Annotated in this window: 27 protein-coding genes and 1 tRNA gene; 20 read left to right on the forward strand and 8 right to left on the reverse strand. The window is 69.6% G+C overall.

Going from position 1 to position 25,073, the window contains the following annotated elements; genetic code table 11:
* The first annotated feature begins 4 nt into the window (after positions 1-4).
* Both NXI30_15375 and NXI30_15380 read left to right on the forward strand, forming a co-directional pair.
* On the forward strand, positions 5-505 hold the full coding sequence (locus NXI30_15375) for a hypothetical protein (protein ID MCR9095602.1): 501 nt from the start codon (positions 5-7) through the stop codon (positions 503-505).
* Positions 502-1,848, forward strand: coding sequence for an NAD(P)-binding protein (locus NXI30_15380; GenBank protein MCR9095603.1), 1,347 nt, complete (start codon positions 502-504; stop codon positions 1,846-1,848). Before NXI30_15375 ends, NXI30_15380 begins: the two co-directional genes overlap by 4 nt.
* 25 nt (positions 1,849-1,873) lie before the next feature.
* Here the strand turns inward: NXI30_15380 and NXI30_15385 are convergent, their stop codons facing one another.
* The gene (locus NXI30_15385; GenBank protein MCR9095604.1) at positions 1,874-2,773 is read right to left on the reverse strand and encodes a LysR family transcriptional regulator; all 900 of its coding nucleotides are present in this window, start codon (positions 2,771-2,773) and stop codon (positions 1,874-1,876) included.
* Positions 2,774-2,913: 140 nt separating this feature from the next.
* Between NXI30_15385 and NXI30_15390 the strand changes: the two genes are divergently transcribed.
* The 5 genes from NXI30_15390 to NXI30_15410 all read left to right on the forward strand — a co-directional run bounded on the left by NXI30_15390 (position 2,914) and on the right by NXI30_15410 (position 6,506).
* On the forward strand, positions 2,914-3,894 hold the full coding sequence (locus tag NXI30_15390) for a glutathione S-transferase family protein (GenBank protein MCR9095605.1): 981 nt from the start codon (positions 2,914-2,916) through the stop codon (positions 3,892-3,894).
* Between the two features lie 56 nt (positions 3,895-3,950).
* Positions 3,951-4,295: a nuclear transport factor 2 family protein gene (locus tag NXI30_15395; GenBank protein MCR9095606.1), complete on the forward strand. Its 345-nt coding sequence runs from the start codon at positions 3,951-3,953 to the stop codon at positions 4,293-4,295.
* A 93-nt stretch (positions 4,296-4,388) separates the two neighbouring features.
* Complete coding sequence (locus NXI30_15400) at positions 4,389-5,078, forward strand: cupin domain-containing protein (protein MCR9095607.1); 690 nt, start codon at positions 4,389-4,391, stop codon at positions 5,076-5,078.
* Between the two features lie 137 nt (positions 5,079-5,215).
* Complete coding sequence (locus NXI30_15405) at positions 5,216-5,749, forward strand: PilZ domain-containing protein (protein ID MCR9095608.1); 534 nt, start codon at positions 5,216-5,218, stop codon at positions 5,747-5,749.
* 142 nt (positions 5,750-5,891) lie between these two features.
* Positions 5,892-6,506, forward strand: a complete 615-nt coding sequence (locus tag NXI30_15410) for a VOC family protein (protein ID MCR9095609.1) — start codon at positions 5,892-5,894, stop codon at positions 6,504-6,506.
* 89 nt (positions 6,507-6,595) lie between these two features.
* Here the strand turns inward: NXI30_15410 and NXI30_15415 are convergent.
* A tRNA-Arg gene (locus tag NXI30_15415) sits at positions 6,596-6,672 on the reverse strand.
* Positions 6,673-6,836: 164 nt separating this feature from the next.
* Between NXI30_15415 and NXI30_15420 the strand changes: the two genes are divergently transcribed.
* The 5 genes from NXI30_15420 to NXI30_15440 all read left to right on the forward strand — a co-directional run bounded on the left by NXI30_15420 (position 6,837) and on the right by NXI30_15440 (position 11,637).
* The gene (locus tag NXI30_15420) at positions 6,837-7,715 is read left to right on the forward strand and encodes a TauD/TfdA family dioxygenase (protein ID MCR9095610.1); all 879 of its coding nucleotides are present in this window, start codon (positions 6,837-6,839) and stop codon (positions 7,713-7,715) included.
* Positions 7,712-7,879 (forward strand): hypothetical protein, encoded by a 168-nt coding sequence (locus tag NXI30_15425; GenBank protein ID MCR9095611.1) that lies wholly within the window; start codon positions 7,712-7,714, stop codon positions 7,877-7,879. Before NXI30_15420 ends, NXI30_15425 begins: the two co-directional genes overlap by 4 nt.
* 24 nt (positions 7,880-7,903) lie before the next feature.
* Positions 7,904-9,127 carry a dipeptidase gene (locus tag NXI30_15430; GenBank protein ID MCR9095612.1) on the forward strand — a complete coding sequence of 408 codons (1,224 nt, stop codon included), beginning with the start codon at positions 7,904-7,906 and terminating at the stop codon, positions 9,125-9,127.
* Positions 9,124-9,579, forward strand: coding sequence for an MOSC domain-containing protein (locus NXI30_15435; protein ID MCR9095613.1), 456 nt, complete (start codon positions 9,124-9,126; stop codon positions 9,577-9,579). The genes NXI30_15430 and NXI30_15435 overlap by 4 nt, the downstream gene beginning before the upstream one ends.
* Before the next feature lie 135 nt (positions 9,580-9,714).
* Entirely contained in the window at positions 9,715-11,637 is a 1,923-nt protein-coding gene (locus NXI30_15440) for a TonB-dependent receptor (GenBank protein MCR9095614.1), read from the forward strand.
* Between the two features lie 47 nt (positions 11,638-11,684).
* Here the strand turns inward: NXI30_15440 and NXI30_15445 are convergent, their stop codons facing one another.
* On the reverse strand, positions 11,685-12,287 hold the full coding sequence (locus NXI30_15445; protein ID MCR9095615.1) for a class I SAM-dependent methyltransferase: 603 nt from the start codon (positions 12,285-12,287) through the stop codon (positions 11,685-11,687).
* Between the two features lie 102 nt (positions 12,288-12,389).
* Here NXI30_15445 and NXI30_15450 point away from each other — a divergent pair, with 102 nt between their 5' ends.
* Positions 12,390-13,562, forward strand: a complete 1,173-nt coding sequence (locus tag NXI30_15450) for a cytochrome P450 (GenBank protein MCR9095616.1) — start codon at positions 12,390-12,392, stop codon at positions 13,560-13,562.
* Positions 13,563-13,616: 54 nt separating this feature from the next.
* Here the strand turns inward: NXI30_15450 and NXI30_15455 are convergent, their stop codons facing one another.
* Both NXI30_15455 and NXI30_15460 read right to left on the reverse strand, forming a co-directional pair.
* Positions 13,617-14,822, reverse strand: coding sequence for an amidohydrolase (locus NXI30_15455; GenBank protein MCR9095617.1), 1,206 nt, complete (start codon positions 14,820-14,822; stop codon positions 13,617-13,619).
* 52 nt (positions 14,823-14,874) lie between these two features.
* Positions 14,875-15,684: a sugar phosphate isomerase/epimerase gene (locus tag NXI30_15460; GenBank protein MCR9095618.1), complete on the reverse strand. Its 810-nt coding sequence runs from the start codon at positions 15,682-15,684 to the stop codon at positions 14,875-14,877.
* 98 nt (positions 15,685-15,782) lie between these two features.
* Here NXI30_15460 and NXI30_15465 point away from each other — a divergent pair, with 98 nt between their 5' ends.
* The gene (locus NXI30_15465) at positions 15,783-16,892 is read left to right on the forward strand and encodes a mitochondrial fission ELM1 family protein (GenBank protein MCR9095619.1); all 1,110 of its coding nucleotides are present in this window, start codon (positions 15,783-15,785) and stop codon (positions 16,890-16,892) included.
* Here the strand turns inward: NXI30_15465 and NXI30_15470 are convergent.
* Entirely contained in the window at positions 16,889-17,587 is a 699-nt protein-coding gene (locus NXI30_15470; GenBank protein ID MCR9095620.1) for a class I SAM-dependent methyltransferase, read from the reverse strand. The two genes, NXI30_15465 and NXI30_15470, sit on opposite strands and share 4 nt — an antisense overlap.
* A gap of 368 nt (positions 17,588-17,955) precedes the next feature.
* Between NXI30_15470 and NXI30_15475 the strand changes: the two genes are divergently transcribed.
* Both NXI30_15475 and NXI30_15480 read left to right on the forward strand, forming a co-directional pair.
* Positions 17,956-18,873 (forward strand): hypothetical protein, encoded by a 918-nt coding sequence (locus NXI30_15475; protein MCR9095621.1) that lies wholly within the window; start codon positions 17,956-17,958, stop codon positions 18,871-18,873.
* Between the two features lie 14 nt (positions 18,874-18,887).
* Positions 18,888-19,766 (forward strand): hypothetical protein, encoded by an 879-nt coding sequence (locus NXI30_15480; protein ID MCR9095622.1) that lies wholly within the window; start codon positions 18,888-18,890, stop codon positions 19,764-19,766.
* Positions 19,767-19,815: 49 nt separating this feature from the next.
* On the opposite strand, the gene NXI30_15485 is transcribed toward NXI30_15480, so the two are convergent.
* Positions 19,816-20,499 carry an alpha/beta fold hydrolase gene (locus NXI30_15485; GenBank protein ID MCR9095623.1) on the reverse strand — a complete coding sequence of 228 codons (684 nt, stop codon included), beginning with the start codon at positions 20,497-20,499 and terminating at the stop codon, positions 19,816-19,818.
* A gap of 239 nt (positions 20,500-20,738) precedes the next feature.
* Between NXI30_15485 and NXI30_15490 the strand changes: the two genes are divergently transcribed.
* A complete protein-coding gene (locus NXI30_15490) occupies positions 20,739-20,978 on the forward strand; it encodes a helix-turn-helix domain-containing protein (protein MCR9095624.1) in 240 nt (79 codons plus the stop codon).
* A 120-nt stretch (positions 20,979-21,098) separates the two neighbouring features.
* Here the strand turns inward: NXI30_15490 and NXI30_15495 are convergent, their stop codons facing one another.
* A complete protein-coding gene (locus NXI30_15495) occupies positions 21,099-22,394 on the reverse strand; it encodes a C69 family dipeptidase (GenBank protein ID MCR9095625.1) in 1,296 nt (431 codons plus the stop codon).
* 146 nt (positions 22,395-22,540) lie between these two features.
* Between NXI30_15495 and NXI30_15500 the strand changes: the two genes are divergently transcribed.
* The 3 genes from NXI30_15500 (at position 22,541) to NXI30_15510 (ending at position 25,038) form a co-directional block, all read left to right on the forward strand.
* Complete coding sequence (locus tag NXI30_15500) at positions 22,541-23,371, forward strand: SDR family NAD(P)-dependent oxidoreductase (GenBank protein ID MCR9095626.1); 831 nt, start codon at positions 22,541-22,543, stop codon at positions 23,369-23,371.
* 9 nt (positions 23,372-23,380) lie between these two features.
* Positions 23,381-24,169, forward strand: coding sequence for an SDR family oxidoreductase (locus NXI30_15505; protein ID MCR9095627.1), 789 nt, complete (start codon positions 23,381-23,383; stop codon positions 24,167-24,169).
* 131 nt (positions 24,170-24,300) lie between these two features.
* Complete coding sequence (locus tag NXI30_15510; GenBank protein ID MCR9095628.1) at positions 24,301-25,038, forward strand: outer membrane beta-barrel protein; 738 nt, start codon at positions 24,301-24,303, stop codon at positions 25,036-25,038.
* Positions 25,039-25,073 lie beyond the last annotated feature (35 nt).

Here is a 25,073-nt window from a genome sequence, read left to right on the forward strand (position 1 = left end):
CGACATGCGAAGCGCCCTCGCCTTCCTCGGACTCCTCTCCGCGTTCGTCGCCGCGCCGGCGCTCGCCGAAGCGGAGCCGACGCCGTATGCGGTCGGCGACACGATCGCCGGGTTCACCCTGGAAGATCAGCACGGCGACGCCGGCGCGGTCGACGCGACCACGCGCGTGATCCTGTTCAGCCGGGACATGCCGGGGGGAGACCTCCTCAAGGAAGCCCTCGAGGACGTCGCGGCCGAAACGCTCGAAGCGCGGGGCGCCGTCTACGTCTCGGACATCAGCGGCATGCCCGCCCTCGTGTCGCGCCTGATGGCGGTCCCGGCGATGCGCCGGCGGCCCTACGACCTGCTCCTCGACCGCGAGGGGGACGTGACGGCACGCCTGCCCGATGCGATCCGGCAGGCGACGCTCATCCACCTCGACGCGCTCCGGATCGAGCGGGTCGAGCACGCGAGCGACGTCGCGACGATCCGCGCGAGCCTCGGTCTGGAGGCGGGCCCGGAGTGAGCCCGGAGGCCTCCTCCCCCCTCGAAGCCGACTATCTGGTGATCGGCGGCGGCGCGATGGGCATCGCCTTCGCGGACGAGATCCTCCACCGCTCGAAGACCGCTCGGGTCGTCGTCGTCGAACGGCGCGCGAAGCCCGGCGGCCATTGGAACAGCGCCTACCGCTTCGTCACGCTCCACCAGCCCGCGCTCTACTACGGCGTGAACTCGGAGCCCCTCGGCGAAGACGAGCGCGACCTCGTCTCCCAGGCGCAGATCCTCGCCTACTACGAACGGGTCCTGAAGAAGCTCGAACGGACGGGGCGCTTCACCTTCCTCCCGAAGTGCGAGGTCGGGGAAGACAGCGTGATCCGCGCGATCGCCAGCGGTGGCGACGAGATCGCCGTCCGCGCGAAAAAGACCGTCGACGCGACCTACATGGACGTCCGGGTCCCGTCGACCACGCCCCCGAAATACGAGACCAGCAGCGGCGCGACCCTCGTCCCGATCAACGGGCTCGCCGACCTCGAGCGCGGCTACGCGCGCTACGTCGTGATCGGCGCCGGCAAGACCGGGATCGATGCGGCGCTCTATCTGCTCGAACGCGGGGTCGATCCCGCGAAGATCACCTGGATCATGCCGAACGACGCCTGGTTCCTGAACCGGGAGGCGCTCTACCCGGACGGGCTCGCGGACGAGTTCGGCACCCAGCTCGAGATCCTGCAGGACGCACAGAGCCTGACCGACGTGATGCAACGCCTCGAGGCCGCCGGACGGCTGCTGCGCCTCGACGGGGACGTCTGGCCGACGAAATACCGCTGCGCGACGGTGAACGAGGCCGAACTCGCGAATCTCCGGCGGATTGCGGACGTCGACCGAAGCGGACGGGTCGAGCGGATCGAGGGTTCGAAGATCGTCTTTGCCTCGAGCGAGCGCAGCTTCGACGAGGCCGTCGACGATCTTCTCTACGTGGACTGCAGCGCCGACGGTCTCGCCCAGCGCCCGCCGAGGCCCATCTGGGACGGCGACCGGATCACGCTGCAATCGGTCAGCATGTGTCAGCAGGTGATGAGCGCCGCCGCCATCGCCGCTCTCGAGCTCGCCGAGCCCGACGACACGAGGAAGAACGAGACGTTCCGGCCGGTGCCCCACCCGCTCCTGCCCCCGGACTTTCTCCGCTGTACGCAGACGACGATCCAGAACCAGGAGCGGAGCGTCTCGAAGCTGGGCCTCTGGGCCTTCCGAGCGCGCCTCTCCGCGGTCCACCACATGGGCTTCTTCGGGATCCTGCGCTTCGTATGGCGCGTCTGGCGGAACCCCGTGCCCGACGACGAACGTCTGGCCGTCCTGATCGAAGCGGGTTAGGCGCGGGCGATCAGGCCGCGCCCGGTCACGACGCGGCGAGATCTCTTTCCCAGGGCGGCATCGGGCCGAACGCGCCGCGAAGGTGATCGAGCAGGAGTCGGACCCGCGTGGTCAACAGCTTGCGATGGGCGGTCAACGCGTGGAGGCTCAGGTCTCCGCCCGTTCGCCCCGGCAGCAGGACCTCGAGCGCCCCGCTCCGGAGATCGTCGCAGACGAGGAAAGTCGGCAGGAAGGCGATCCCGAGCCCGGCGCGGGCCATCGACGCGATCAGCGCGCCGTTGTCGGAGACGTGGCGGCCGCTGAGCGCAACGCGACGCCCGTCGACGTCGACCGCCCCGCGCTGGTCGTAGGCATAGAGGATTGCCTCGTATCGGGCGAGATCGTCCGCGGACGCCGGCCGGCCCTCGCGCTCGAGTAAGTCCGGCGACGCGAGCAGGACCCGGCGAACCGGCGCGAGTCGCCGGGCCACGAGCCCGCTGTCCGGGAGGTCCCCGATCCGCAGGACGACGTCGTAGCCCTCGGCGACGACGTCGACGAAGCGATCGCTGAACGAGACGTCGAGGTCGACCTCCGGCTGCGCGCGGGCGAACTCGGCGAGGGGGTCGACGAGGAACTGGCGGCCGAAATCGACAGGGGAGTTGATGCGGATGCGGCCGCGCGCGACGCCCTGCGCCTCGCCGACCGCCGACTCGGCTTCGGCGAGATCCTCGATCGCGGCGCGCGCACGCTCGTAGAAGGCAAAGCCGTCTTCGGTCGGCGCGACCTGGCGCGTGGTCCGGTTCAAGAGCCGTGCCCCGAGCCTCGTCTCGAGCGCACCGACGCGTTTGCTGACCGCCGAGGCGGTCACGCCGAGCTCCTTGGCTGCGGCGCGGAAGCCGCGAACCTCGACCACCTTCACGAACGCCTCGATCTCGACGAAGGACATGCTGGCCTCACTGTGTCTATGAGGGAAACAGTAATTGTCCCACAGACGTAATTGTTCTTCCACGGGACTGGACGATCCTCTTTCCATCGAGAGAGTACGAATCGACGCCCCCGCGGCGCGACACACGGAGGAGAGACACGATGGGACTGCTGATCGAAGGCAAGTGGAGCACGGACTGGTACGACACGAAGTCGACCGGAGGCCGCTTCGTGCGCAAGGACAGCGCTTTCCGGGACGCGGTTCGCGCCGACGGCTCGACCCCCTTCGCCCCGGAGGCCGGCCGCTACCACCTCTACGTGTCCCTGGCCTGCCCCTGGGCCCACCGGACCCTGATCGCCCGCAAGCTGAAGGGCCTCGAGGACGCGATCACCGTGTCGGTCGTCCACCCGTACATGGGCGAGAACGGCTGGACCTTCGTGAACGAGGACGCGACCGCCGGCGTGATCGCCGACCCGCTCCACGGCGCATCGTTCCTCCACGAGGTCTACACCCACGCGGATTCGAAGTACACGGGCCGCGTGACCGTCCCGGTGCTCTGGGACCGCGAGCATCGGACGATCGTGAACAACGAGTCGTCCGAGATCCTTCGCATGTTCGACTCGGAGTTCGGCGTACTCGCGAAGGGCTCCGGCAACGACGTGCAGCTCTACCCCGAAGCGCTCCGCGAGGAGATCGACGAGGTCAACGCGTTCATCTACCCGAACGTGAACAACGGCGTCTACCGCGCCGGCTTCGCCACGACGCAGGAAGCCTACGACGAAGCGGTCCGCGAGGTCTTCGCCGCCCTCGACGTGCTCGACGCGCGGCTCGCGGGCCAGCGCTATCTGGTCGGCGACGCGCCGACCGAAGCCGACTGGCGCCTCTTCACGACGCTGGTCCGCTTCGACCCGGTCTACGTCGGCCACTTCAAGTGCAACCTGCGGCGGATCGAGGACTACCCCGCGCTCTCGGAGTACCTGCGCGATCTCTACCAGACGCCGGGCGTCGCCGAGACGGTGAATCTCGAGCACATCACCCGGCACTACTACGAGAGCCATCCGACGATCAACCCGACCGGCGTCGTGCCGATCGGCGCGGATCCCGGCCTCGACCGGCCGCACGGTCGAGCCGCGCTCTCCTGATTCCCACTGCTCCCGAAACCATCGAACGAAACGAAGAGAGAACGAGGAGAACGAACATGAGCATTCGAAACGACGTGCAGGCCGTGATCGACGGCATTCTGAAGGGCGAGATCCTGGAGACCTTCGACCGCTTCTATTCGGACGACGTGGTCATGAGCGAGAACGGCGTCGACGAGCGCGTCGGCAAGGCCTCGAACCGCGAGTACGAGGAAGCCTTCGTGAACGGCGTGACCTTCCACGGCGCCGAGGTCGGCGAGGTCCTGGTCGATGGCGACCGCTCGGTCGTCGAGTGGGTCTTCGACCTGACGCCGAACGGCGGGGACCGCGTCCTCCAGAAGCAGGCGGCGGTCCAGACCTGGCGTGATGGCCGGATCGTCCGCGAGGTCTTCTATCACGGCTAGCCCGCCGGGCCGTGGGCCGCGTCGCGGAATCCTGCCCGACGCGGTCTGGCGCCGGCTACGCTTCCGATCCCCGCGCGCCCACCGGAGGACGACATGTCCGAAGACGCTCCGCTCCATGGCGACCTCGGGGAGCGCGTCGCCGTCGACACGAATCGCCTCGACTGGACGGCGAGCCCCTCCGGTCAGGTCGAACGCAAGCGACTCCACCGCGTCGGCCCTCAGGAGTCGGGACAGGTCACGAGCCTGGTCCGATACCTGCCCGGCGCGTCTTTTCCCGAGCACGACCATCCCGATGGCGAGGAGATCTTCGTCCTCGAGGGCGTGTTCTCCGACCAGCTGGGCCACGGCACGCGCGGCATGCACCTGCTCAACCCGGAGGGCCATCGACACGCGCCCTTCTCCGAGGAGGGCTGCTTGATTCTCGTGAAGCTCCGGCAATACGACGGCGACGGCCGTCCGTACCAGCGGATCGACACACTGGAAATGCCGTGGAGCGCGACCGCCCACCCCGGGATCGAAGAGAAGCGCCTCTTCGACGAGCCGGGCTTCCCGGATCGCACCTCGCTCGAGCGCTGGCAGCCGGGGACCGATACCCGCGCCCGCGTCTTCGAAGGCGGGGCCGAGGTCTTCGTGATCCGCGGTTCGCTCGAGGACGCGGACCGCGTCCACGGCGAAGGCAGCTGGATCCGCGTGCCGCCGGGCGAATCCCTCGCGCTGACCGCGCGCGAGGAGACCGAGCTCTATCTCAAGGCCGACGGCGTGGCGGCACTGCGTTCGGCCTGACGAGGTCCCCCTGCTTCGACGGTTCCCGACCGCGGCGAGCGCGCACTCGCCGGCGAGAATTCGCTCGACTCGGACCCCCGGGATGCCGAAGCGATCGAGGGGGGTGGACCGAGCGTCCTCGACGGAGAATGAGTCGCGTGGAAGAAGATCGCCGTCAGAGTGAGCGTGTGAGGTGCCGGATTCGCTGCACCGTCCACGTCGGCGACGAGCAGCTGACCGGCTGCCTGCTCGACGTGTCCGAGGGCGGCCTCTGCCTGCTCTCACCCGAAGCCGTCCAGCAGCACGATTCGCTCCGGATTCACATCGACGTCCCGGGCCTGGGTCGTGTCACGGTCAGCGCACTCGCCTGGCACGTCCGGCGTGTCCAGGGCGCCCGCAGCGGGAAACGAGCCTGGGCGGTCGGCGCGGCGCTCGTGAAAGCCGACCCCGGCTACACCTCGCTTCTCCGCGAGGAGGGGATCCTGCTCGAAGCGTCCGAGGGCAATCAGGATGCCGCGGTCGGTGGCGTGAACGCCGGGGACCTGACCGTTTTCAAGGTGCGCGTGAAGAAGAAGAACGGGCCGCGCTCGCGGCTGCTCAGCCTGACCGCGCGCGACGAGGCCGAAGCCAGACGGCTCACGCTGAACGATCTGGACGACTCCTGGTCGATCGTGGACGTGGCCGCGGCCTGAAGAGGTCGGCACGACGCACGCGGATCGCGCGTCGACCGGACGATCCGACGACTCCGCAGGACTCGCGGCGGAGGGCCGGCCGCCAGTCCGGGGTTGAGCGTCGAGGGACGATCGAGGAGCCTCCAGAACGAGGAGGATCTCCATGAGTGACCGGATCGACCGCATCTTCGACGCCTACGAACGGGGCCAGCTCTCCCGCCGCGACGTCCTCGCCGCCATCGCGGGCTTCGTCGGAGGCGGCGCCCTCGCCTGCGCCGGGGAAGCGCCAGCCCAGACCGAGGCGCCTTCCGAACCGACCGTCGAGATCCCCCCGCCGGTCCTGCGAGCGCGCGGCGCGGGTCGCGCGCATCTCAACCACGTGAACCTTCGCGTCGCCGACGTCGACCGGAGCTTCGCCTTCTACCAGCGCTTCTTCGGCCTGGGCCTCGTCGAGACCCCGACCTACAACGCCCTCGACTGTGGCGGCGGAACCTTCCTGAGTCTCCAGACCAAGGCCGACATCGACCTCGAATCCTTCCGCACCGTCCCGGAGGCTCGGGAGTGGGCGCGCACTCCGAACGAGCCCCCCGGCATCCTCGAACACTTCTGCCTCGAGGTCGACGACTTCGACCTGGAGACGACGAAGGACGAGCTGCTCGCCGAGGGCCACGAAGCGGTCGTCGTCCACGACAACCTGCTGACGGCGGATCCGGACGGAATCCTCGTGCAGATCGTCGACTCGGGGACGGTCTTCTACCACGAAGGAGCGGAGGAGTAGGCCTCCGTCGTCCGCGCTCCGAGGCGAGGCGGCTCTCGGGCGCGGCATCGGATCCGGGAACGAGGCCGGGATCCGCATCTGCGGCGGAATGGCACCCCGACCAGGATTCGAACCTGGGACCTGCTGCTTAGAAGGCAGCTGCTCTATCCAACTGAGCTATCGGGGCAGCGCGACTCGACGTTGGCGCCGCGAGGACGCGAATCGCGCCGCAGTGTAGCGAAGCGCCGTCTGCGGCCCTTCGTCCGACCCGCCTCACCGCGGGCGAAGCGCCGACGTTTGCAGCACCATCCGTCTGCCCGTCCCGCGCCCGTGACGGCGCGAGGTCCCACCATGTCCGCCGCCCCGACCGTTCCCTACGCGCGCCCGATGCCCGTCTTCGAGCATTTCCGCGCGGAGCCGATGACCGCGTCGATCGGCGCCGAGATCGACGGGCTCGACCTGAACGCGCCCCTCGACGAAGCCGTCCAGGAGGAGCTTCGCGCCGCGCTCTACCACTTCCACGTGATCGCCTTCCGGGACCAGTTCCTCGACGACGAGGCCCATCTCGCGCTCGCGCGGGTCTTCGGCGAGCCCGAGGTCCATCCGATCAAGGCGGCGCTCGGCAACCCGGAGGTCCTCGCCGACATCGTCGACACCGAAGACAGCGTGCCCGACCGCGACGGCTGGCACACCGACGTCACCTACCAGCCGCGCCCGCCGGCGGCGGCAGTCCTGCGCTGCGAAGCGACGCCCGAGGCCGGAGGCGACACGCTCTGGGCGAACATGCAGCTCGCCTATCAGAAGCTGTCGGAGCCCATGAAGGCCCTGCTCGAAGGGCTGACCGGACATCACGCGACCGACGGCGGCTTCGTCGACTACATCCGACGCCACCTGCCGGAAGAGCTCGCGAACAAGGTCATGGACCTCGTGGGCGACGGCGCCCATCATCCGCTCGTCCGGACCCACCCCGTGACCGGTGCGAAGAGCCTCTTCGTCGACCAGTCGTATCTCACGAGGATCGACGGCCTGCCCGACGAAGAAGGCCGCTTCCTCCTCGAATTCCTGGCGAGCCGGGTCGACGACGTGAGCATCCAGTGTCGCTTCCACTGGACGAAGGGCGCGATCGTCGTGTGGGACGAGCGCTCGACGCAGCACTCGGGGAGCGCGGACCACCGCGGCCTCGCGCGGGTCCTGCGGCGATGCACGATCGAAGGCGAACCCCCCGCGTGACGGATCGTGTCCCGCGACTTCGTCACCACCAGGGCATGGCCCACTTCGGCTTCCTGATCGCGATCGCTTTCGGCACCGCGGTCCTCGCCGATCTCTTCCTCCTCCCCGCGCTCCTGTCGCTCTCTGGCGCCGACTTTGGTCGTTCGCGCCCGGAAGCAACCTGAGCGCGACGCCCCCGAGGTCTTCCGATGTCTCGTCTGCTCTTCCTCTTCCTGATCGCGAGCCTCGCCGGCTGCGCCACGACCGGGACGCGTGACCCGGCGGTCGCGCTCCACTTCGACGCGATCGTGGTCGACGGCCACTCCGATACGACGCCGCGCTTCGCCGACCCGAGATGGAGCTTCACCGAGCGCCACGACGACGGCGATGGCGACATGGACCTGCCGCGGATCCGCGAGGGCGGCCTCGACGTGCAGTTCTGGTCCGTCTACACGGGGAAGCTCGGTGCCCCGGGCGACGGCCTGCGGATCGCTCTCGAGCGGATCGACGCGGTCCACGAGATGGCGCGTCGCAATCCCGACGACGTCGTCGTCGCCCACTCCGTCGCGGAGCTACGCGCGGCGGTCGCCGAAGGCAAGTTCGTCAGCCTGATGGGGATCGAGGGCGGGCACATCATCGAGGAGAGCCTCCCCGCCCTGCGCCTCTTCCACCGCCTCGGCGTCCGCTACCTGACGCTCACCCACTCCTTCAACACGACCTGGGCCGACTCTTCCGGCACGACGACGATCCCGGAACCGACCCACGGCGGCCTGACCGACTTCGGTCGCGACGTGGTCCGCGAGATGAACCGCCTCGGCATGCTCGTCGACGTCTCCCACGTGTCGGACGCGACCTTCTTCGACGCCATCGAGACGAGCCGCGCCCCGGTGATCGCCTCCCATTCCTCCGTCCGTGCCGTCGCGGACCACACGCGCAACATGAGCGACGAGATGCTCCGCGCCCTCGCCGAGAACGGCGGAGTCGTCATGATCAACTTCTACCCCGCCTACATCGACGAGGAGACGGCGCAGGCCACGAGCGCCTGGTTCCGGACGCACGGCCCGACCCTGATGGAGCGTCGCGAGGCGCTCGCCGACGACCCCGAACGGCTCGCCGCGGAACGCACCGCCTTCTTCGAAGCGAACCCCGTCCCGGTCTGCGACCTCGACGTCCTGCTCGATCACTTCGACCGCGCGATCGAGGTCGCCGGACCGGACCACGTGGGGCTCGGCGCGGACTGGGACGGCGTGATCTCGATGCCGGCGGGCATGGAGGACGTCACGAAGCTGCCGGACCTGACCGCGGGGCTCCTCGCGCGGGGGCACCCGCCGGAGACGGTCCGCAAGGTCCTCGGGGAGAACGTCCTCCGGGCGCTCGAAGCGGCGGAGCGGGTGGCGGCGGAGATGGCGACCGAAGCGAGGACACAGGAGTGAGCGACGCTGCCGAGCCGCGCGTCATCGCGATCCACGTCGCGAAGGCCAGCCGGCTCCCGATGCGCGCGGTCGAAGCGGTCGAGGTCGAAGCGGGACGTGGACTCGTCGGCGACCGCTACCACGGAACGCGCCACCGCCACGTGACGATCCAGGCGACCGGGGAGCTCGCAGAGGCCGCGCGACGACACGGCGGGCCGATCGACCCCGGCGCGACGCGCCGCAACGTCACCGTCGAGGCCGACGCCGTGCCGCGCAAGCCCGGAACGCGGTTCCGGGTGGGCGGGATCGACGTCGAGGTCGTCCGTGACGCGGCACCCTGCAAGCTGCTCGAGGACGCGCTCGGGCGCGATGCGCGGCTGGCCCTGTCGCGGCGCGCGGGCGTGGTCTGCCGGGTCGTGTCGAGCGGCACGCTCCGGATCGGCGATCCCGTCGAGTTCGCGCCGGGGGACTGAGCCGAGCGCCTTGCAGGCCGCGCAGGATGGTCGACACTGCGCCGCGCCCGCCCACCCCAACCGGAGTCCCCCCTGCGTTCCCCCGTCCGACCCCGAAGGCTCCTCCCGCGCCTCGTCCTGGCCGCCATCCTGCCGATGGCGGCGTCCGCCGAGGACGGCGCCGGCGCGAACGAGGCGGACTTCGCGCGCGCGGAGGAGATGGTCGTGTCGGGCACGCCCGCGCCGCGCCCGGCCGCGACGATCCCGAACGCGACGACGATCCTCGAGGGCGAGGACCTCGAAGCGAGCCTCTCACTCTCCCTCGACGATGCGCTGCGCTACGTCCCGGGTCTCCAGGTCACACGCCAGGGCGGGCGCGGCGGTCGAAGCGAGCTGTCGCTGCGCGGTCTCGATCCGAACCACGTCGTCGTCCTCGTCGACGGCGTCCGCCTGAACGACCCGACCAACTCCCGCGGCGGCTCCTTCGACCCCACCACCCTCGCCCTCCTCGACATCGAGCGCGTCGAGATCGTGCGCGGCCCGCTCTCCACGGTCTACGGCTCCGACGCGCTGGCCGGGGCGATCAACGTCATCACGAAGCAGGGCCGCGGCGGCGATCCGCCGGAGGCGAGCGTCCGCGTCCGGGGCGGGCGTTTCGAGTCCGGGAGCGCGGTCGCGCAGGCGCGCACCGGCCTCGGTCGGCGAACGGGCCTCTCCCTCGGCGCGGCGATCGAGACCTTCGACGACCCCGAGTCGAACGGCGGCTTCGACGGGGCGTCGCTCAAGGCGAAGCTCACGAGCGACGTCCCCGCGATCGGCGAGCTCGAAGTCTTCACCCGGATCCATCAGAGCAGCGCGCGCGGCTTCCCCGACTCGAGCGGCGGCGGAGAGCTCGCGATCCTGCCGGGCATGGAGGATCGCAATGCGCGCGAGATCCTCGTCGGCGCGACCCTCGTCCGTCCGGTCTTCGACTTCGCGACGATCCACTATCGCGTGGGTCACGCGACGCGACGGGAGGAGAGCACGTCTCCCGGAGTCCAGAGCGCGGTCTTCCCTCCCTTCATCTTCATCGGCGCCTCCCGACTCTCGGACGAATACGAGCGGACCGACCTCGCCACGACCCTCGACCTGGACCTCTGGGAGAAGGCCGACGGAGAGGGTGGCCTCGCCTACGAGACCCGCCTCGTGACCGGCGTCGAAGTGATCTGGGAAGACGGAGAGAGCGAAGGAACCGTCGTCCGCCCGCCGGGCCCGCCTCCCAACGACGAGACCTTCCACGATCACCGCCGAACCGTCGGCGTTTTCGGCACCCTCGAGCAATCGATCCTCCGCTACCTGACCCTGAGTGGAAGCCTCCGCTACGACACGATCCAGGGGGAGAACGATCGGCTCTCGCCGTCCGTCGGAGTGACGATCGGCGATGTGGATTCCCCCGTGATCCTCTACGGCAACTGGGGCGAGGGCTTCAAGCTTCCGTCGTTCTACGCCCTCGGCAATCCGCTCGTCGGCTCGCCGACGCTCCGCAAGGAGCGGAGTCGCGGGTGGGAGATCGGGATCCGCGGGCGCAACGAGGACGGGACCCTGCGCGGCCAGCTCTCGTACTTCGATCTCCGGGTGCGCGACCTGATCGACTTCGACGGTGCCACGCTCGTGAACCGCTCGCGGCTGATCTCGCGGGGAATCGAGGCCGAGGTCTCGTGGGACGCGAACGACTGGCTCTCCCTCCGCGCCGGCGGGACCTGGAACTACACCGACTTCGAAGGCAGCCCGGACGCACCGCGCAGCCGTCCGCGTCTGCGCGGCTTCGCCGAGATCATCGGGCGGCCGATCGACGAGCTGACCCTCACCCTGCGCGTGCTCGGCGTTTCGTCGATCAAGTCGGAGAGCTTCGTGACCGGCTTCGCCCAGACGACCCTCAACGGCTACGAGCGCCTCGACGCCCGCGTCGCGTGGACGCCGTGCGACGCGCTCGAGCTCTTCGTCGAGGTCGAGAACCTGACGAACACCACGCCGCGCGAGGCGATCGGCTTCGAGTCCCCGGGCATCTTCCCGCGCGCCGGCCTCGTGCTGCGCCACTGAGCCGCGGCCTTCGGCGTCAGTCGGGTCGCGATCGACGGCACGCCAGATCAGCCGGGTCGAACCATCTCGTGGATCGCGAGGGCGCCGACCAGCGTGAGCGAGGCGCCGACCTCGAAGCCAGCGGCGGCGAGTGCCCGCTCCTGGGCGTCGACGGTCTCGAGCCGCGTCTCGTCGTCCGGCCCCGCTCCGCCCGCGAAGGGCTCGCACACGAAGTAGCGGCCGCCCGGCGCCATCCGGGCGAAGACCGCGCGATGGACGTCGGTCGGAGCGTCCTTCGGCCCGCGGGCGGCGAAGACGTCGATCGCCCAGGCCGCATCGAAGGCCGCCCCCTCCTCGACCGTGGCCAGCCCTTCGAGGAGCGACGCCGTCCGGAAGAAGCAGTCGGGTCGATGGGCCAGTCGCGCCTCGGCGAGGTCGCGCAGGGTCTCTGCCTCGTCGATCCAGACGTACGCCGCGTCCGCGAGTCGCGCCAACACGACCTCACCGAGGAGCGCGGCGCCGCCGCCCAGATCGAGCAGCCGCGCGCGGCGACCGACCAGGTAGCCGAGCCGATCCGCCACGTGGCGGCGCACGTCGGAAAGGGTCGGGTGGAGGCGCTGTCGCTCGTGGGTCCAGGCGAGCGCCGCCGCGGGATCGTCGAAGAGAAGCATGAGTCGGAACCGGGAGAGAGACGGAGCGAGCGCCGGTAGCGTCGCATAGACTCGGCAGGGAGACAGCGGTCATCCCATGACCCGCACGGAGCCCCGACGACGATGGAATACGATCCGACCGATTGGACCACGCAGATCGACCCCTACCCCACCTACGCGTGGCTGCGCGACGAGGTACCGGTCTACCAGAACGAGAAGATGGGGTTCTGGGCCCTCTCGCGCTTCGACGACGTCTGGGATGCCCACCTCGACTACGCAACGTTCAGCTCGGCCTGGGGACAGACCCTCGAGAAGACCATGACGCCGCTGCCGCTCATGATCTCGATGGACCCACCGAAGCACACCCGCGTCCGTCAGCTCGTGAGCAAGGTCTTCACGCCCCGTCGCGTCGGTGAGCTCGAGCCGACCGTCCGCCGGATCACCGCCGAACGCCTCGCGGGCCTCGAGCCCGGCGACCAGATCGACCTCTTCGATCAGCTCGCGTCGGTCATGCCGATGGACGTGATCTCGACGATGCTCGGGATCCCGGAGTCCGATCGCGAGCAGGTCCGGAACGACACCAACACGTCGATGCACCGCGAGGCAGGGATGCTCGAGGTCCCGCCGGTCGCCCGGGAAGCGTCGGGCCGTGTCGCCGAATACTTCGTCGGCTTCATCAAGGAGCGCCAGGCACGTCCGCAGGACGACCTGATCTCGGCGCTGATCGGGAGCGAGCTGCGCGACGTCGAGACCGGCGAGATGACGAAGCTCTCGTTCGAGGAGCTGCTCGGCTTCTGCATCCTGCTCGGAAACGCAGGACACGAGACGACGGCCCGCCTGATCTGCAACAGCGCCGTCACCCTCTTCCGCCACCCGGACCAGCGCGCCGAGTTCGCGGCGAATCCCGCGATCCGGGAGAATGCCGTCGAGGAGATGCTCCGCTACGACCCGCCCTCCCAGGTCCAGGGGCGCTGGACGACGAAGCCGTGGACCCGACACGGGATCACGATCCCGGAGGACGTCCGAGTGCTCCTCCTGACCGGCGCCGCCCACCGGGACGAACGCCGATTCGAGAATCCCAACGGGTTCGACATCCACCGCGAGATCGACCGCACCGTCCACTTCGGGCAGGGCCACCACTTCTGCCTGGGCAAGAGCCTCGCGCGCCAGGAATGCCGGGTCGCGTTCGAAGAGCTGCTCGCGCGCTTCCCCGACTACGAGGTCGACGAGCCCAACCTCACGTGGAGCCACAACAACAACGTGCGCGGCTATGCGAAGGTGCCGATCCGACTCTGACGCGCACGCCGACCTCCGTGGAAGGGCACGCCGCCACCGGCGCGCCCTGCGGACTCAGGCGAAAGCGTCGTAGGTCGGTCCGATCTCGGCGACGACGGGAGCGAGCTTCTCCCGGTCGAAGCCGTAGAAGTCCGCCGCGTTCCCGCCGAGGATTGCGGCGAGCTCGTCCCTCGGCACGCCCTCGAAGCTCTCCTGGAGCCGCGACGCCGTCTCCGGCCAGCTGCCCTCGGGATGGGGATAGTCGCTGCCCCACATCATCGTCCCGAGCCCGATCTCCTGGCGCAGCTCGATCTCGCGCCGATGGATGTTCGAGCCGACGCGCACGTTGCGCGCGAAGTACTCGGACGGCTTCATCGACATGTGGCTCCGGTAGTCGCCGAGCTTCGCGTTGCCGGCGTGCTCGGCGAAGCGATGGTCGAGGAGCTGGAGGAGCTCGGGGACCCAGACCGCGGTACCTTCCGTGACCGCGACCTTGAGGGTCGGGTGCCGCTCGAAGACGCCGCCCCAGATCAGGAACGTGAGCGGCCGGCTCACGAAGAAGGCGACCTCGGAGACGTAGATCCCCATCCCGCCGGTCAGCGTCCCGACCTCGGGATCCGGCGGCCAGGTCCCGAAGTACTGCTCGCTCTCCGCCGGCCCCGAGTGGAAGTGGATCGGCATGTCGAGCTCGGCGCAGACCCGCCAGAGCGGCTCGTAGCGCGGATGGTGGTAGGGCGGATGCTGCCCCCACATGACCGGGATCATGATCGAGCGCAGCCCGTTCTCCTTTGCCCAACGCACCTCGGCCACCGCCTCGTCCACGTCGTAGAGCGCGAGCACGAGGGCGACGCCGCATCGCCGCTCCGGCGCCATCTGGCAGAGCTCGGCGAGCCAGCGGTTGTGGGCGCGCGCCCCGGCCCACTGGAGCGTCGGGTCGACGCCGCCGGCGGGAAGCCCGAGCCCTGCGCCGAAGGGCGGCGCGTTCATCTCGGTGATCCCGTCCGGGAAGATCACTTCGCCGGCGATCCCGTCGCCGTCGAGCACCTTCGTCCGGGCGTCGTGGTCCCAGGCGCCGGTCAGCTCGTACTCCCATCCCCGCCGCCACTCCTCGTTGATCTCCTGGACGAGGAACATCTTCTCGGCTTCGCGGGTATTCGCGATCTGGATCGGAAGCGCGTGGTCGAAGGCCTCGCGGAACTCCGGATCGAGATATTCGCGATAGCGCTCGGGCGGCAGCCCGGCGTGACAGTCGGACGAGATGAGAAGCATGCGGTCGGACATGGGTGACCTCCAGGACCGAGTGTGCCCGATTCTCGGGGCAGGTCGAGCGGGCCTATCGCCAGTAGGGCGCCGTCGTCTCGAAGACGCGGCGCGCGAAGGCGTCGAGGTCCATCGCTCGCGTCTCGAGCGAGAGGACCTCGCAGCTGACCGGGGCGGTATATCCCTTCGCCTCGAGAACGGCGCAGAAGCGTTCGAGCTCGAATCGGCCCTCGCCGGGCATCACCCGGCGCATGATCGTCTCCTGCACGAGGTCGTCGCTCTCGAACTCCGGATGGTCGTCGAACTGCACGTAGGCGATCTCGTCGAGGGGAATCGCTTCGAGCTCCTCCCAGGTGTCGTCGCTGACCGTGAAGTGCCACGTGTCGACGAGCACGCCGGCGCCCTCGACACCCGCCTCGTCGAGCAGCGCGCGGGTCGACTTCATGTCCTTGATCGCGGGCAGCCAGGGCAGGTACTCGATGGCCAGGCGCGCCCCGATCGGGCCGAACGCTCTCCCTGCGTGGCGCAGGCCTTCGATCACGTTCGCGTCGACCTCCCCCTCGACGTTCACCTGGACGAAGTCGGGTCGCAGCACGGCGGCGTAGCCCACCAGCCGTTCGATCGACGCGCTCGTCGCCGCCAGGTCTCCGCTCACCATCAGCGTCGGCAGCTCGAAGGTCCGCATGCCGGCCCGCTCGATCCGGTCGGCGAGCTCTTCGACGCTCCCGCCCTGCGCGACGTATCTCGCGATCGAGGCCTCGTCGGGCCCGAAGCCCGCGAAGCCCGCCTTGCCCGCCGCCTCGATCTGCCCGGGGAGGTCGGGGTCGTCGTCGCCGATCATGAAAGGCGAGCGATTCATCGTGTTGAAGCTGAGTTCGTTCATGGCGCCTCCTCGTCCCTACGTTCGCGAAAGACCGCCGCGGCCGCCGCCCACGACCCCGCGCTCCGGCCGGGCGGCCGCGCCCTGCTAGCCTTGCGCCGATGGCGAGGGTCTGGGTACTGACGAGCGGCCGAACCGGCGACGACAAGCAGTCGCTGCGCCTCGCGACCGCGCTCGGCGAGCCCTTCGAAGAGAAGAAGATCGTCTTCAACGAGCGCGCCGCGACCTGGCGCCTGATGCTCGGCCCGGGCGTCGACACCGTCGATCGCGAACGCTCGTCCGCCCTCGAGGCCCCCTGGCCGGACATGGTCATCTCGACGGGCTGGCGCCAGGTCCCGGTGGTGCGATGGGTCCATTGGAAGTCTGGCGGCCGCACACGCCTCGTACAGATGAATCGTCCGCCCGGTCCGCGCCATTTCGACCTCGTCCTCTCCCCGCCCCAGTACGACGTCCCGGCGCGTCCCAACATCGTGCGCCTCGACTGGCCACTCCAGCCATCGCCCGACGTCGAGGCCCTGGCGCGGGCCGGCAGCGAGTGGGAAGCGCGCCTGGGCTCCCTCCCCCGCCCGTGGACCGTCCTCCTCCTGGGCGGATCCTCCCATCCCTTCGAGCTCGGCCCCGAGGACGCGCGCACGCTCTTCGACGGCGCCCTCGAACGCGCGAGCCACGCCGGCGGTTCCCTGCTCATCTCGACCAGTCGCAGGACCCCGCAGCCCGCCCTCGACGTCCTGCGGCGGGCGACCGGGGAAGCCGGTGGACGGGTCTTCCTCTACGCGTGGAGCGCCGAGGCGACGGAGAACCCGTACCTCGCGTTCCTGGCGGGGGGCGACGAGTTCGTCGTGACGCCGGACAGCATCTCGATGCTCGTGGAGGTCGCGCGGCTCGGGCGACCCCTCGCGATCGCGCCGCACACCCGCGTGCGCTCCGTCGAGAAGGACCTGCGCGCCGCGGCCAAGCGGCTTCTGCACGGCTCGCCGGAAACGCCGCGTACCGGACTCGGCGAGTCGATCAGCGATCTCGCCTCCGCCCTCGGCCTGAAATTCGGGCGCGATCTGGCGAGCGTGTCACGGAAGATGATCGAGCAGGGCTGGGCGGCGGACTTCCCGGCCTTCGGCGGACGCCCCGGCGAGGTCCTGCCGGACGACGACTTCGCGCGGATCGTGGGGCGCGCGAAGACGCTCCTCGAGACGCCCGAACAGGCGGGGCGCTAGACCCAGCGCTCCGAGACGTGGTGCTCGAGCCCGCGCTTGCCGACGAGACCGAGGATCTTCTTCGGTCCGGTCCGGGTCGCCAGACTGAAGTGATACGACACTTCGGTGTGTCGCATCGCCACGGCGTGGATCATCCCGCACCACCACTCGGGAGGCTGGACCGTGCAGTGGGCATTCTGGCCGTTCGGAAGATTCTTCCTCGCCGGGTAGCAGGCGATGTTCGCGAAGACGAAGCAGCGCGCGAAGGAGAAGAGCTCGTCCAGGATCCAGGGCAGATCGGGCTCGGTGATGTGCTCGAGCACGTCCGTCGAGATCACCGCGTCGTATTGCTGGGTCGGTAGCTGGCTGAAGGGCTCGTAGCCCGGGTCGTAGCATCGGATGTCGTCGAGGCCCCAGTACTCCTGGATCGTCGGAGCGACCTCGTTGCCGATCTTGATGTCCTTGGTCCGGTAGGACTGGCCCTTGCCGGCGCCGTAGTCGAGGAGCGTCTTCGCCCCGGTCCGCTGGATCATGGTTCGGATCGTCGGCGCGTGCTGCGCGAGCATCTTGCCGGCGAACGTCTCTTCCGGCGGCCGGTGCTCGTCCTCGCTGCCGGCGCCCGGCGCCTTGTCGGCCCCCTGCTCGTGGAGAGTCTCGTACATCTCGACCATCGCCCGGTATTCGGGGCTGGGATTCTCTCGCGTGTACTCGGCCATCTCGGGTCCTTGCTGGGGGGAGATTCGGGTCGGGCGCGGCGTGGTTCCGGCCGGGCCGCCGCGGTGGACCGCGACAGGGTACTACGTCGTCCGGGGTGGCGTCCCGGTTCCGGGCCTCGCCGCACAGAGCACGTAGGTCTTTGATTCTGTGAAGGAAATCGGCGCCTCGGGCGATCGGTCCCCCCGGCCCGGGCTGGCGATCGAGTAGCACGCCGCCGGGCCCCGACCAAATGCCGGCGCACGAGCCGGGTGTGGTAGCCTGCGCGCGAGCGCGGGGGGCTCGCCCCCTCGTGTGCCCGCCCCCGTCGGACTCCCCGTTTCGACCCGCTCGGCCGCGCCCCTCGCGGCCCGCTGCCCCGGACACCCGAATGAGCTTCAACTCGCTGATGGCCCTCCTCGTCTGCTCCACGGTCGATCGTCTCGACCCGAAGCCGACCGTGCTGGAGCTGGGCAACCAGACCCTGCGCGCCAACGACCGTACGCTCCGGACCGTGCTCGGGCGGATCGGCGAGCGCGACGACGTGGACGCGGCCGGGCTCGAGAAGCTGATCGTCCAGGGCGAGTCGAACCGCGGCGAGCGCGCGGAGGACTACTACCGGCTGCTGGGCTTCTCGGACTATCGCGCGATCGACGTGAACGAGCGCTACGGCAGCCTCGTGATGGACCTGAACAAGGACCTGACCCTCGCGTACGACTACCGAGAGACGTTCTCCCTCGTGACCAACAACGGTACGGGCGAGCACGTGTTCAACCAGCACACGATCTACCAGAACACGCATCAGCTGACGAAGCCGGGCGGGCTGATGATCCACGCCCAGCCTTTCATCGACTACGTGAACCACGGGTTCTTCTCGATCCACCCGAACCTCTATCAGGCGCTCGCGGCCGCCAACGGCTATTCGGTCGTGGCGATGGGCGTTTCGAATCGCGACGGCGAAGGCCTGACCGGCTTCGGTCCGGGCGCAGGCACGAACCCGCCGCCGATCCTCGCGAAGGAGACCCGGGTCGGGATCGACGTGTTGATGTCCGAGGCCAAGACCCTCGCGCGCGGCCCGCGCGGCTGGCTGAAGCGATTCGCCGGCAAGTCCGAGGCCCGACAGTTCGGCGCGGAGATCCGACGTCTCCAGCGAACCAACCCGAAGCTCCTCTCGTTCGCGATCCTGCGAAAGGAGCGCGACACGCCCTTCCAGATGCCGATTCAGGGGATCTACGAAGCGGACGTCGAGGACACGTCGCTCCAGACGGAATACGGCCTCGAGGGTGTCGCGCAAGGCGCGTCCTCCTGACCACGGAGCCGGTCATGTCCGAGACTGCGATGAATCTGAACGTCCTCGATCACGTGCTGTGCGCCATTCGCGAAGGCCACGCCGCGATCGAGCGGGATCCCTTCCCCCATCTCGTGGTCGAAGACGTCCTGCCCGAGGATCTCTACGCGAGGATCGAGCGCGAGTTTCCGGCCACGGCGTACGTCGCCGAGACCGACAGCCCCGAAGACAACCGCACGTACCTTCGGTCGAGCGACGCCAGCCTCGAAGACCACGATCTGCCCGATTTCTGGCGTTCGTTCATCGAGACCAACACCGGCCGTCCGGTCTTCGAGAGCGCCTGCGGGATCTGGGGCGACGACATCCACGATCGCCACCCCGGCCTCGAGGCGAACTTCGGCAAGCCCCTCGAAGACTTCACGACGGCGCGCCGATCCGGAAAGGGAGATTCCCCCGAGAATCGGCGGGCGGACGTGATGATCGATTGCCAGTTCGGCGTGAACACGCCGGTGACGGCGGTCGGCTCCCCGCGTGGCCCCCACGTCGATCGCGGGGCCAAGCTCTTCTCGGCCCTCCTCTACATCCGGGATGAGAAGGACGAGTCGACCGGGGGCGAGTACGAGCTCTTCCGGCTGCGAGGTGGCCCCTTCCCGAAGCGCAAGATGAAGAAGGTGCCGGACCGCTATCTCGAGACGGTGAAGAAGGTGCCCTATCGCGGCAATCAGGTCGTGATGTGGATGAACACCCCGGACGCCGTCCACGCGGTCGCGCCGCGCTCGATCACGCCCTACCCGCGGCGCTACATCGCCGTCAGCGGCGAGTGCTTCGGCGGCGCGATGCCGAGCGCGTTCTTCTCGCACTTCTCGGAATGGGACAGCCCGATCGGACGCCTGCGCGCGGAGATCGGGATCTAGCCGCGCGCCCGGCAAGAGCAGGCCGAGCAGGCAGTCGGCGAGCGCCGCACTAGAGCAGAGCGAGCAGACAGTCGGCGAGCGCCGCGGGCTGCGACGCGAAGGGGCTGTGCCCGGTCGGGAGCCGCAGGATCCGATCGGCGCCGATCGTCGCCGCCTGGTCGAGCTGGTAGTCCGCCGGAAGGACCCGGTCGTCCTCGCAGAGGACGTAGGTCTGGGGCACGCCCTCGGGCCCGCGCACGATCTCGACCGGCGCGGCCATGGGGCCGGGGGGCTGGGGCCCCAGATTTCCGATGAGCCACGCCGAGGTCGGAGCGTCGAGGTCGCTGCAGAAGGCCGCCTCGATGTCGATCCCCGACGCGACGGGCGAGCGCGGATCGTCCATCGAATCCAGAGCGCTCCGCCCGGCCGGCGGATTGGTCGTCGCGAGGTAGACGAGATGGCGGATCCGATCCGGTGCCCGGTGGGCGACGGCCGGAATCGTGATCCCCGCCATCGAGTGCCCCACGAGCACGCAGTCCCGCAGATCGTGGCGCTCGAGATCTTCGAGGGCGCTGGCGTGGTAGTCGGCCAGCGTGATCTCCTCCTGGGGCTTGGCGTCTCGCCGGGCCCCGTGACCGCAGAGGTCGATCGCGACGACGCGGCGCACCCGCTCGTCGGCCTCGAGAAGCGGCACCAGCCGCTCCCAGCACCAGGCGCCGTGGGCGCCCCCGTGGACCAGCGCGAAGTCGGGCATCACGCGATGGTGCCACCGTCGAGCCGCCCCGCCAGGCCGCGCACCCCGCCTGGACCCCCTGGGGACCCAGCTCGATCCCGTGGCGAATCGACTCGAAAGCCCCATGGGAATCAGGCACTTGGGAGGAATTCACCGGCGCCGGATCGGGAGCCGGGCGCTATTCTCGCCCCACCCTGACTCTCTCCTTCCAGCGACCCCAAGCGAACCCGACTTCGCATCCCACGCAGAGAAGCACCCCCATGAATCGCATTCGCGCCGCCCGCCAGGCCCTCGGCTGGACCCAGAACGATCTCGCCAAGAAGGCCAACGTCTCCCCCCGAACGATCCATGCGGTCGAGAAGGGACGACCCTGCCGACAGGCGACCAAGCGGCACATCCTGAATGCGCTGGGCGTGCCGTGGGAGCTGCGCGACGAGTATTTCGTTCGCGCACGCAGCGTTCGTCCCGCCGTTGCGGCATCCGAGATCCGCACGGCCTAGTCGCCGCAAGCGAGGGTTCACCTTGCCCCCGCCGTCACCCGCGAACGCGTCGCGTCGACCGGTGGACGAATGCGCGACGATGACCCGTGAGGCGGTCCGACTTCTCGATCCGGATCGCGTTCAGAGCGAAGCAGTGAGCGCGTTCGCCTGATCCACCAGGCGGTCCGCCGTCTCTTCCATGAAACGCGTGAGCACGCGCTCCCCTTCTTCGAAGTGCTGCTCGTCGTAGGCGACGGCGGCCTCCTGCTCGACGCGAAGCCGGTCGAGCTCCACGGCGCGCTCGAGCTCCTTCCAGCCTTCGTGAAGGATCGGCATCGTGCGCTCGAAGTCGGTCGTCGCCCGCTCCTGCAGACGACGCATCGCCTCCCAGGCCGACCACGCGACCCCGACGCCTTCCGATTCCTCGGCGGCCGGCGGCCGCGCGAAGCGACCGGGGATCGTCCCGTCGAGGTAGACCGGCACGAAGATTCCCGTGCAGGGCGTCGCGAACGAGATCCAGACCGGCCACGGCCGCCGCCCGATCTCCTCGGGAAGACGCGCGACGAGGCTCGCCGTCGTCATGGACATCGGATCCGCGTGCATGCAGACGCTGTAGCGGTCGGGGTCCTCCGTGGCGCGCCCCGCGTCCGGCGGCAGCGATTGGCCCGCGTGGTCGCGCAGCCAGCTCTTCATGGCGCCGAGCGTCAGCGCCGGCCCCGCGAGCGATCGCGCGCTCGCCCGCCGTCGTCGGTCGGTGAGGAACGAGGGCCAGCCTTCGATCGCGTAGGCTGCCTTGAAGTCGAGGCGGCCGTCGTGCTCCCAGAAGCCCTGCTGCAGGGCGCTCCGCTCGAGATCCCGGGAGCCGATCTGCCATTCCGTGCCGAGGGTGAGCGCGTTCGTCAGCCCCGCGCCGTCGACCGCCCGACCCGCCCAGCCCCGCGCGGTCGTCTCGAGCACCCAGGCCGAGCGCCCGTCGGCGATCACGAAGCTGTTCTGGTAACCGTCGTCGCCACTCTCGCCGAAGGACGAGCCACCCTGGCCGTGGGTCTCGAGGAGCGCGGCGATCACCTCGAGGGCCTCGCGCGCGTCGCGGCCGCGCTCGAGGCCGAGCCGGACCAGGTCCATGCCGATCAGGCCGGCCTGGGGTTCGAGCGGCTCGCGCGACCAGGTCGCGTGGTTGCCGATCGCGACACCATGCTCGTTCACGCCGTGCTCGAACCCCCAGCACCACGCCGGCGAGTGGCCCATCACGCGATAGGTCTCCGCGACCTGATCGATCTCGATGTGGGTGCAGCGCACCCGTGCCCCCCTCGGATGGTAGGCGGCGGGGAACTGGACGAAGGGCTGCGCCTCGCGGCCGCGGCGATCGCTGTTCTTGGCGAAGAGCGTCGCCCCGTCCGCGGTCCGGGCACCGCGCGCGACGAGGGTGTCACACATCCCGAGAGGGTATCGCGCGGAGGCGGGACCGCCGGAGAGGCGCGGGCGACCGCTCTCCTGGGTCGCTGACGGCGCTGTGTGCGATTCCCTAGCATCGACTGCCCGGGCGACGGATGACGTGCGACCCGGATGACGAGGAGAGCGCGATGTTGACGGAGTTCGAGGGCCGCGTGGCGGTCGTGACGGGCGCGGGCAGCGGAATCGGCCGTGCCCTGGCCGCGGGGTTCGCGGCGGAGGGGATGCGGGTCGTCTGCTCGGACATCGACGCCGAGAACGCGAAGGCGACCGCGGAATCGATCGGCGACGCAGCGCTGGCGATCGCGACCGACGTCTCGAAGCCCGAAGACGTCGAGGCGCTCGCCGACGCGGCCTTCGAGCAGTTCGGTCAAGTCGACCTGCTCGTCAACAACGCGGGCATCTTCCAGGGCGGGCTCGCCTGGGAGCGGAGCCTCGAGGACTGGCACTGGACCTTCGGCGTGAACGTCTTCGGGATCATCCACGGCATCCGGTTCTTCGTGCCGCGCATGATCGCCCAGGGCACGCCGGGCCACGTGGTGAACACCGCGTCCGTCGCCGCCTTCGTCGCCGGCGCGACCTCCGGGCCCTACGTCGTCTCGAAATGCGCCGCGTTCTCCCTGACCGAGTCCCTGGCCCTCGATCTCGCGGCGGTGGGCTCGAAGATCGGCGCCTCGGTCCTCACGCCCTCTTCCTTCGACACGGGCATCGCGAAGACCGCCCGCGTCCGGCCGAGCACCTTCGGCACGGACGAGACGCCCGACGGCGCCGTCGTCCGGGAGTTCCTGCAGAAGCAGCTCGACACCGGCATGCCCCCGAGCGCCGTCGTCGAGCCGGTGCTGGCGGGGATCCGCGGCGACGAGTTCCTGATCCCCACGAAGCCGAGCTATCGGGCCCAGCTCCGGAATCGCTACGAGGCCCTCCTCGAGAAGAAGATCCCCGGACCGACGGACGTCGACTAGGAGACGCCCATGAGCGACACGAACGAATTCACCCCGCGCCTCGGCAGCCCCTCGACCGGCGTGATCCTGACGGGCGGTGCCTCCGGCCTGGGTCGCGCCTCCGCGGAGGCCCTCGCCGCCGTCGGTCGGCCGGTCTCGCTCTGGGACCTCGACGGCGCGAAGGCTGCGGCGGTCGCCGACGAGATCGCGTCGAGCCACGGCGTCGTCGCCCACGGCTGTGCCGTCGACGTGCGCGACCCGGCGGCCCTCGACGCGGGGGTCGAGGCGGCGCGCGCGGCGCTCCCCACGATCGGTGGCCTGGTCCACGCCGCCGGAATCGTGGACGCCGCTTCCCTCGACGGCCTCACGCCGGAGAGTTTCGACGAGGGCATCCACGTCCACCTCCGCCCCCTCGCCCTCCTCGCGAAGGCCCTCCTTCCGGATCTCGCGTCGAATGCGGGCTCGTCGATCGTGACCTTCGCGTCGATCAACGCGACGCTCGGGAACGCCGCCAACCCGATCTACTCCGCCGGCAAGGGGGGCGCGCTCGCGATGATGCGCTCCCTCGCCGACCGGCTCGCACGCGACGGCATCCGGATCAACGCGATCTCGCCGGGACAGATCCGGACGCCGATGATGAATCCGACCCTCGAAGCCCTCGGCGAGGAGCGATTCACCGAACGGATCCTGATGGAGCGCGTCGGCGAGCCCGCGGAAGTCGGGCGGGTCGTGCGCTTCCTGCTCTCGGACGAAGCGAGCTACGTGACCGCGTCCGAGTTCGTCGTCGACGGCGGGAACATCTCCTCCCAGCGGACCTGACGGATCGACAGTCGTTCCGAACACCGTCGCTACGGCGGGGTTTCGGCCCTGTTTTTTGGCCTATTCTGGAAGCCCGCTCCCGGGCGCGCAGTTTCGCCCACCCGAGAGTGACCCAACGCATGGAGTGCCCCGTGACCCGACCGCGCCCCTCGACGAACGAACTGTTCCGACTCGCCCTCACCGGCCTGGTGATGCTGAGCCTCGGACTGGCCGCCTCCACCGCGACGGCGGAAGACGAGGAGAGCGACGACAAGACCGGTTCGCTCTACGTCGAGTACCTCGCCGGCATCACGCACAACCCGAACGGCACGATCCGGGGCGAGAACGGCGCGAGCATCGGCCTCTTCGGCAAGGTCCGCCCGGCCCCGATCGGCTATTTCATCGGCGGCGGCCTCGGCGGCTACGTGACCGACGACGTCCGCGTCGAGGTCCAGGTGGGCTTCCGGCTGAGCGAGATCGACCGGATGAAGGTCCAGGGCGAGAGCTCGAACGCGAAGGGCTCCGAGATGTCGCTCCTGAGCGTCATGTACAACGCCTACTACGACTTCGATCTCGAGGACTACGACCTGCCGGTCCCGGTCACCCCCTGGCTCGGCCTCGGCATCGGCTGGGGCATGCCGCGCATCGACGGCGAGAACACCGCGGGCGCCAACCAGCTCTCGATCGACGATACGGACAGCACCATGGTCTACAACGTCATGGCCGGTGTGAATCACGCGCTCTCCGAACACGCCGAGCTGGTCCTCGGCTACCGCTACATCCGCTCCCTGGAGTTCGACGTGACCGGGACCGAGTCCGGGAACCCGCGGCGCTTCGAATACGAGTACGAGGCCCACGAGGGCTTCGGGGGCCTCCGCTTCAACTTCTAGCCCGGCGCGGATCTTCGCCGCGATCCCAGGGCGCG

It is taken from the genome of bacterium (assembly GCA_024742285.1).
Lineage (GTDB): Bacteria > Myxococcota_A > UBA9160 > UBA9160 > UBA4427 > UBA4427.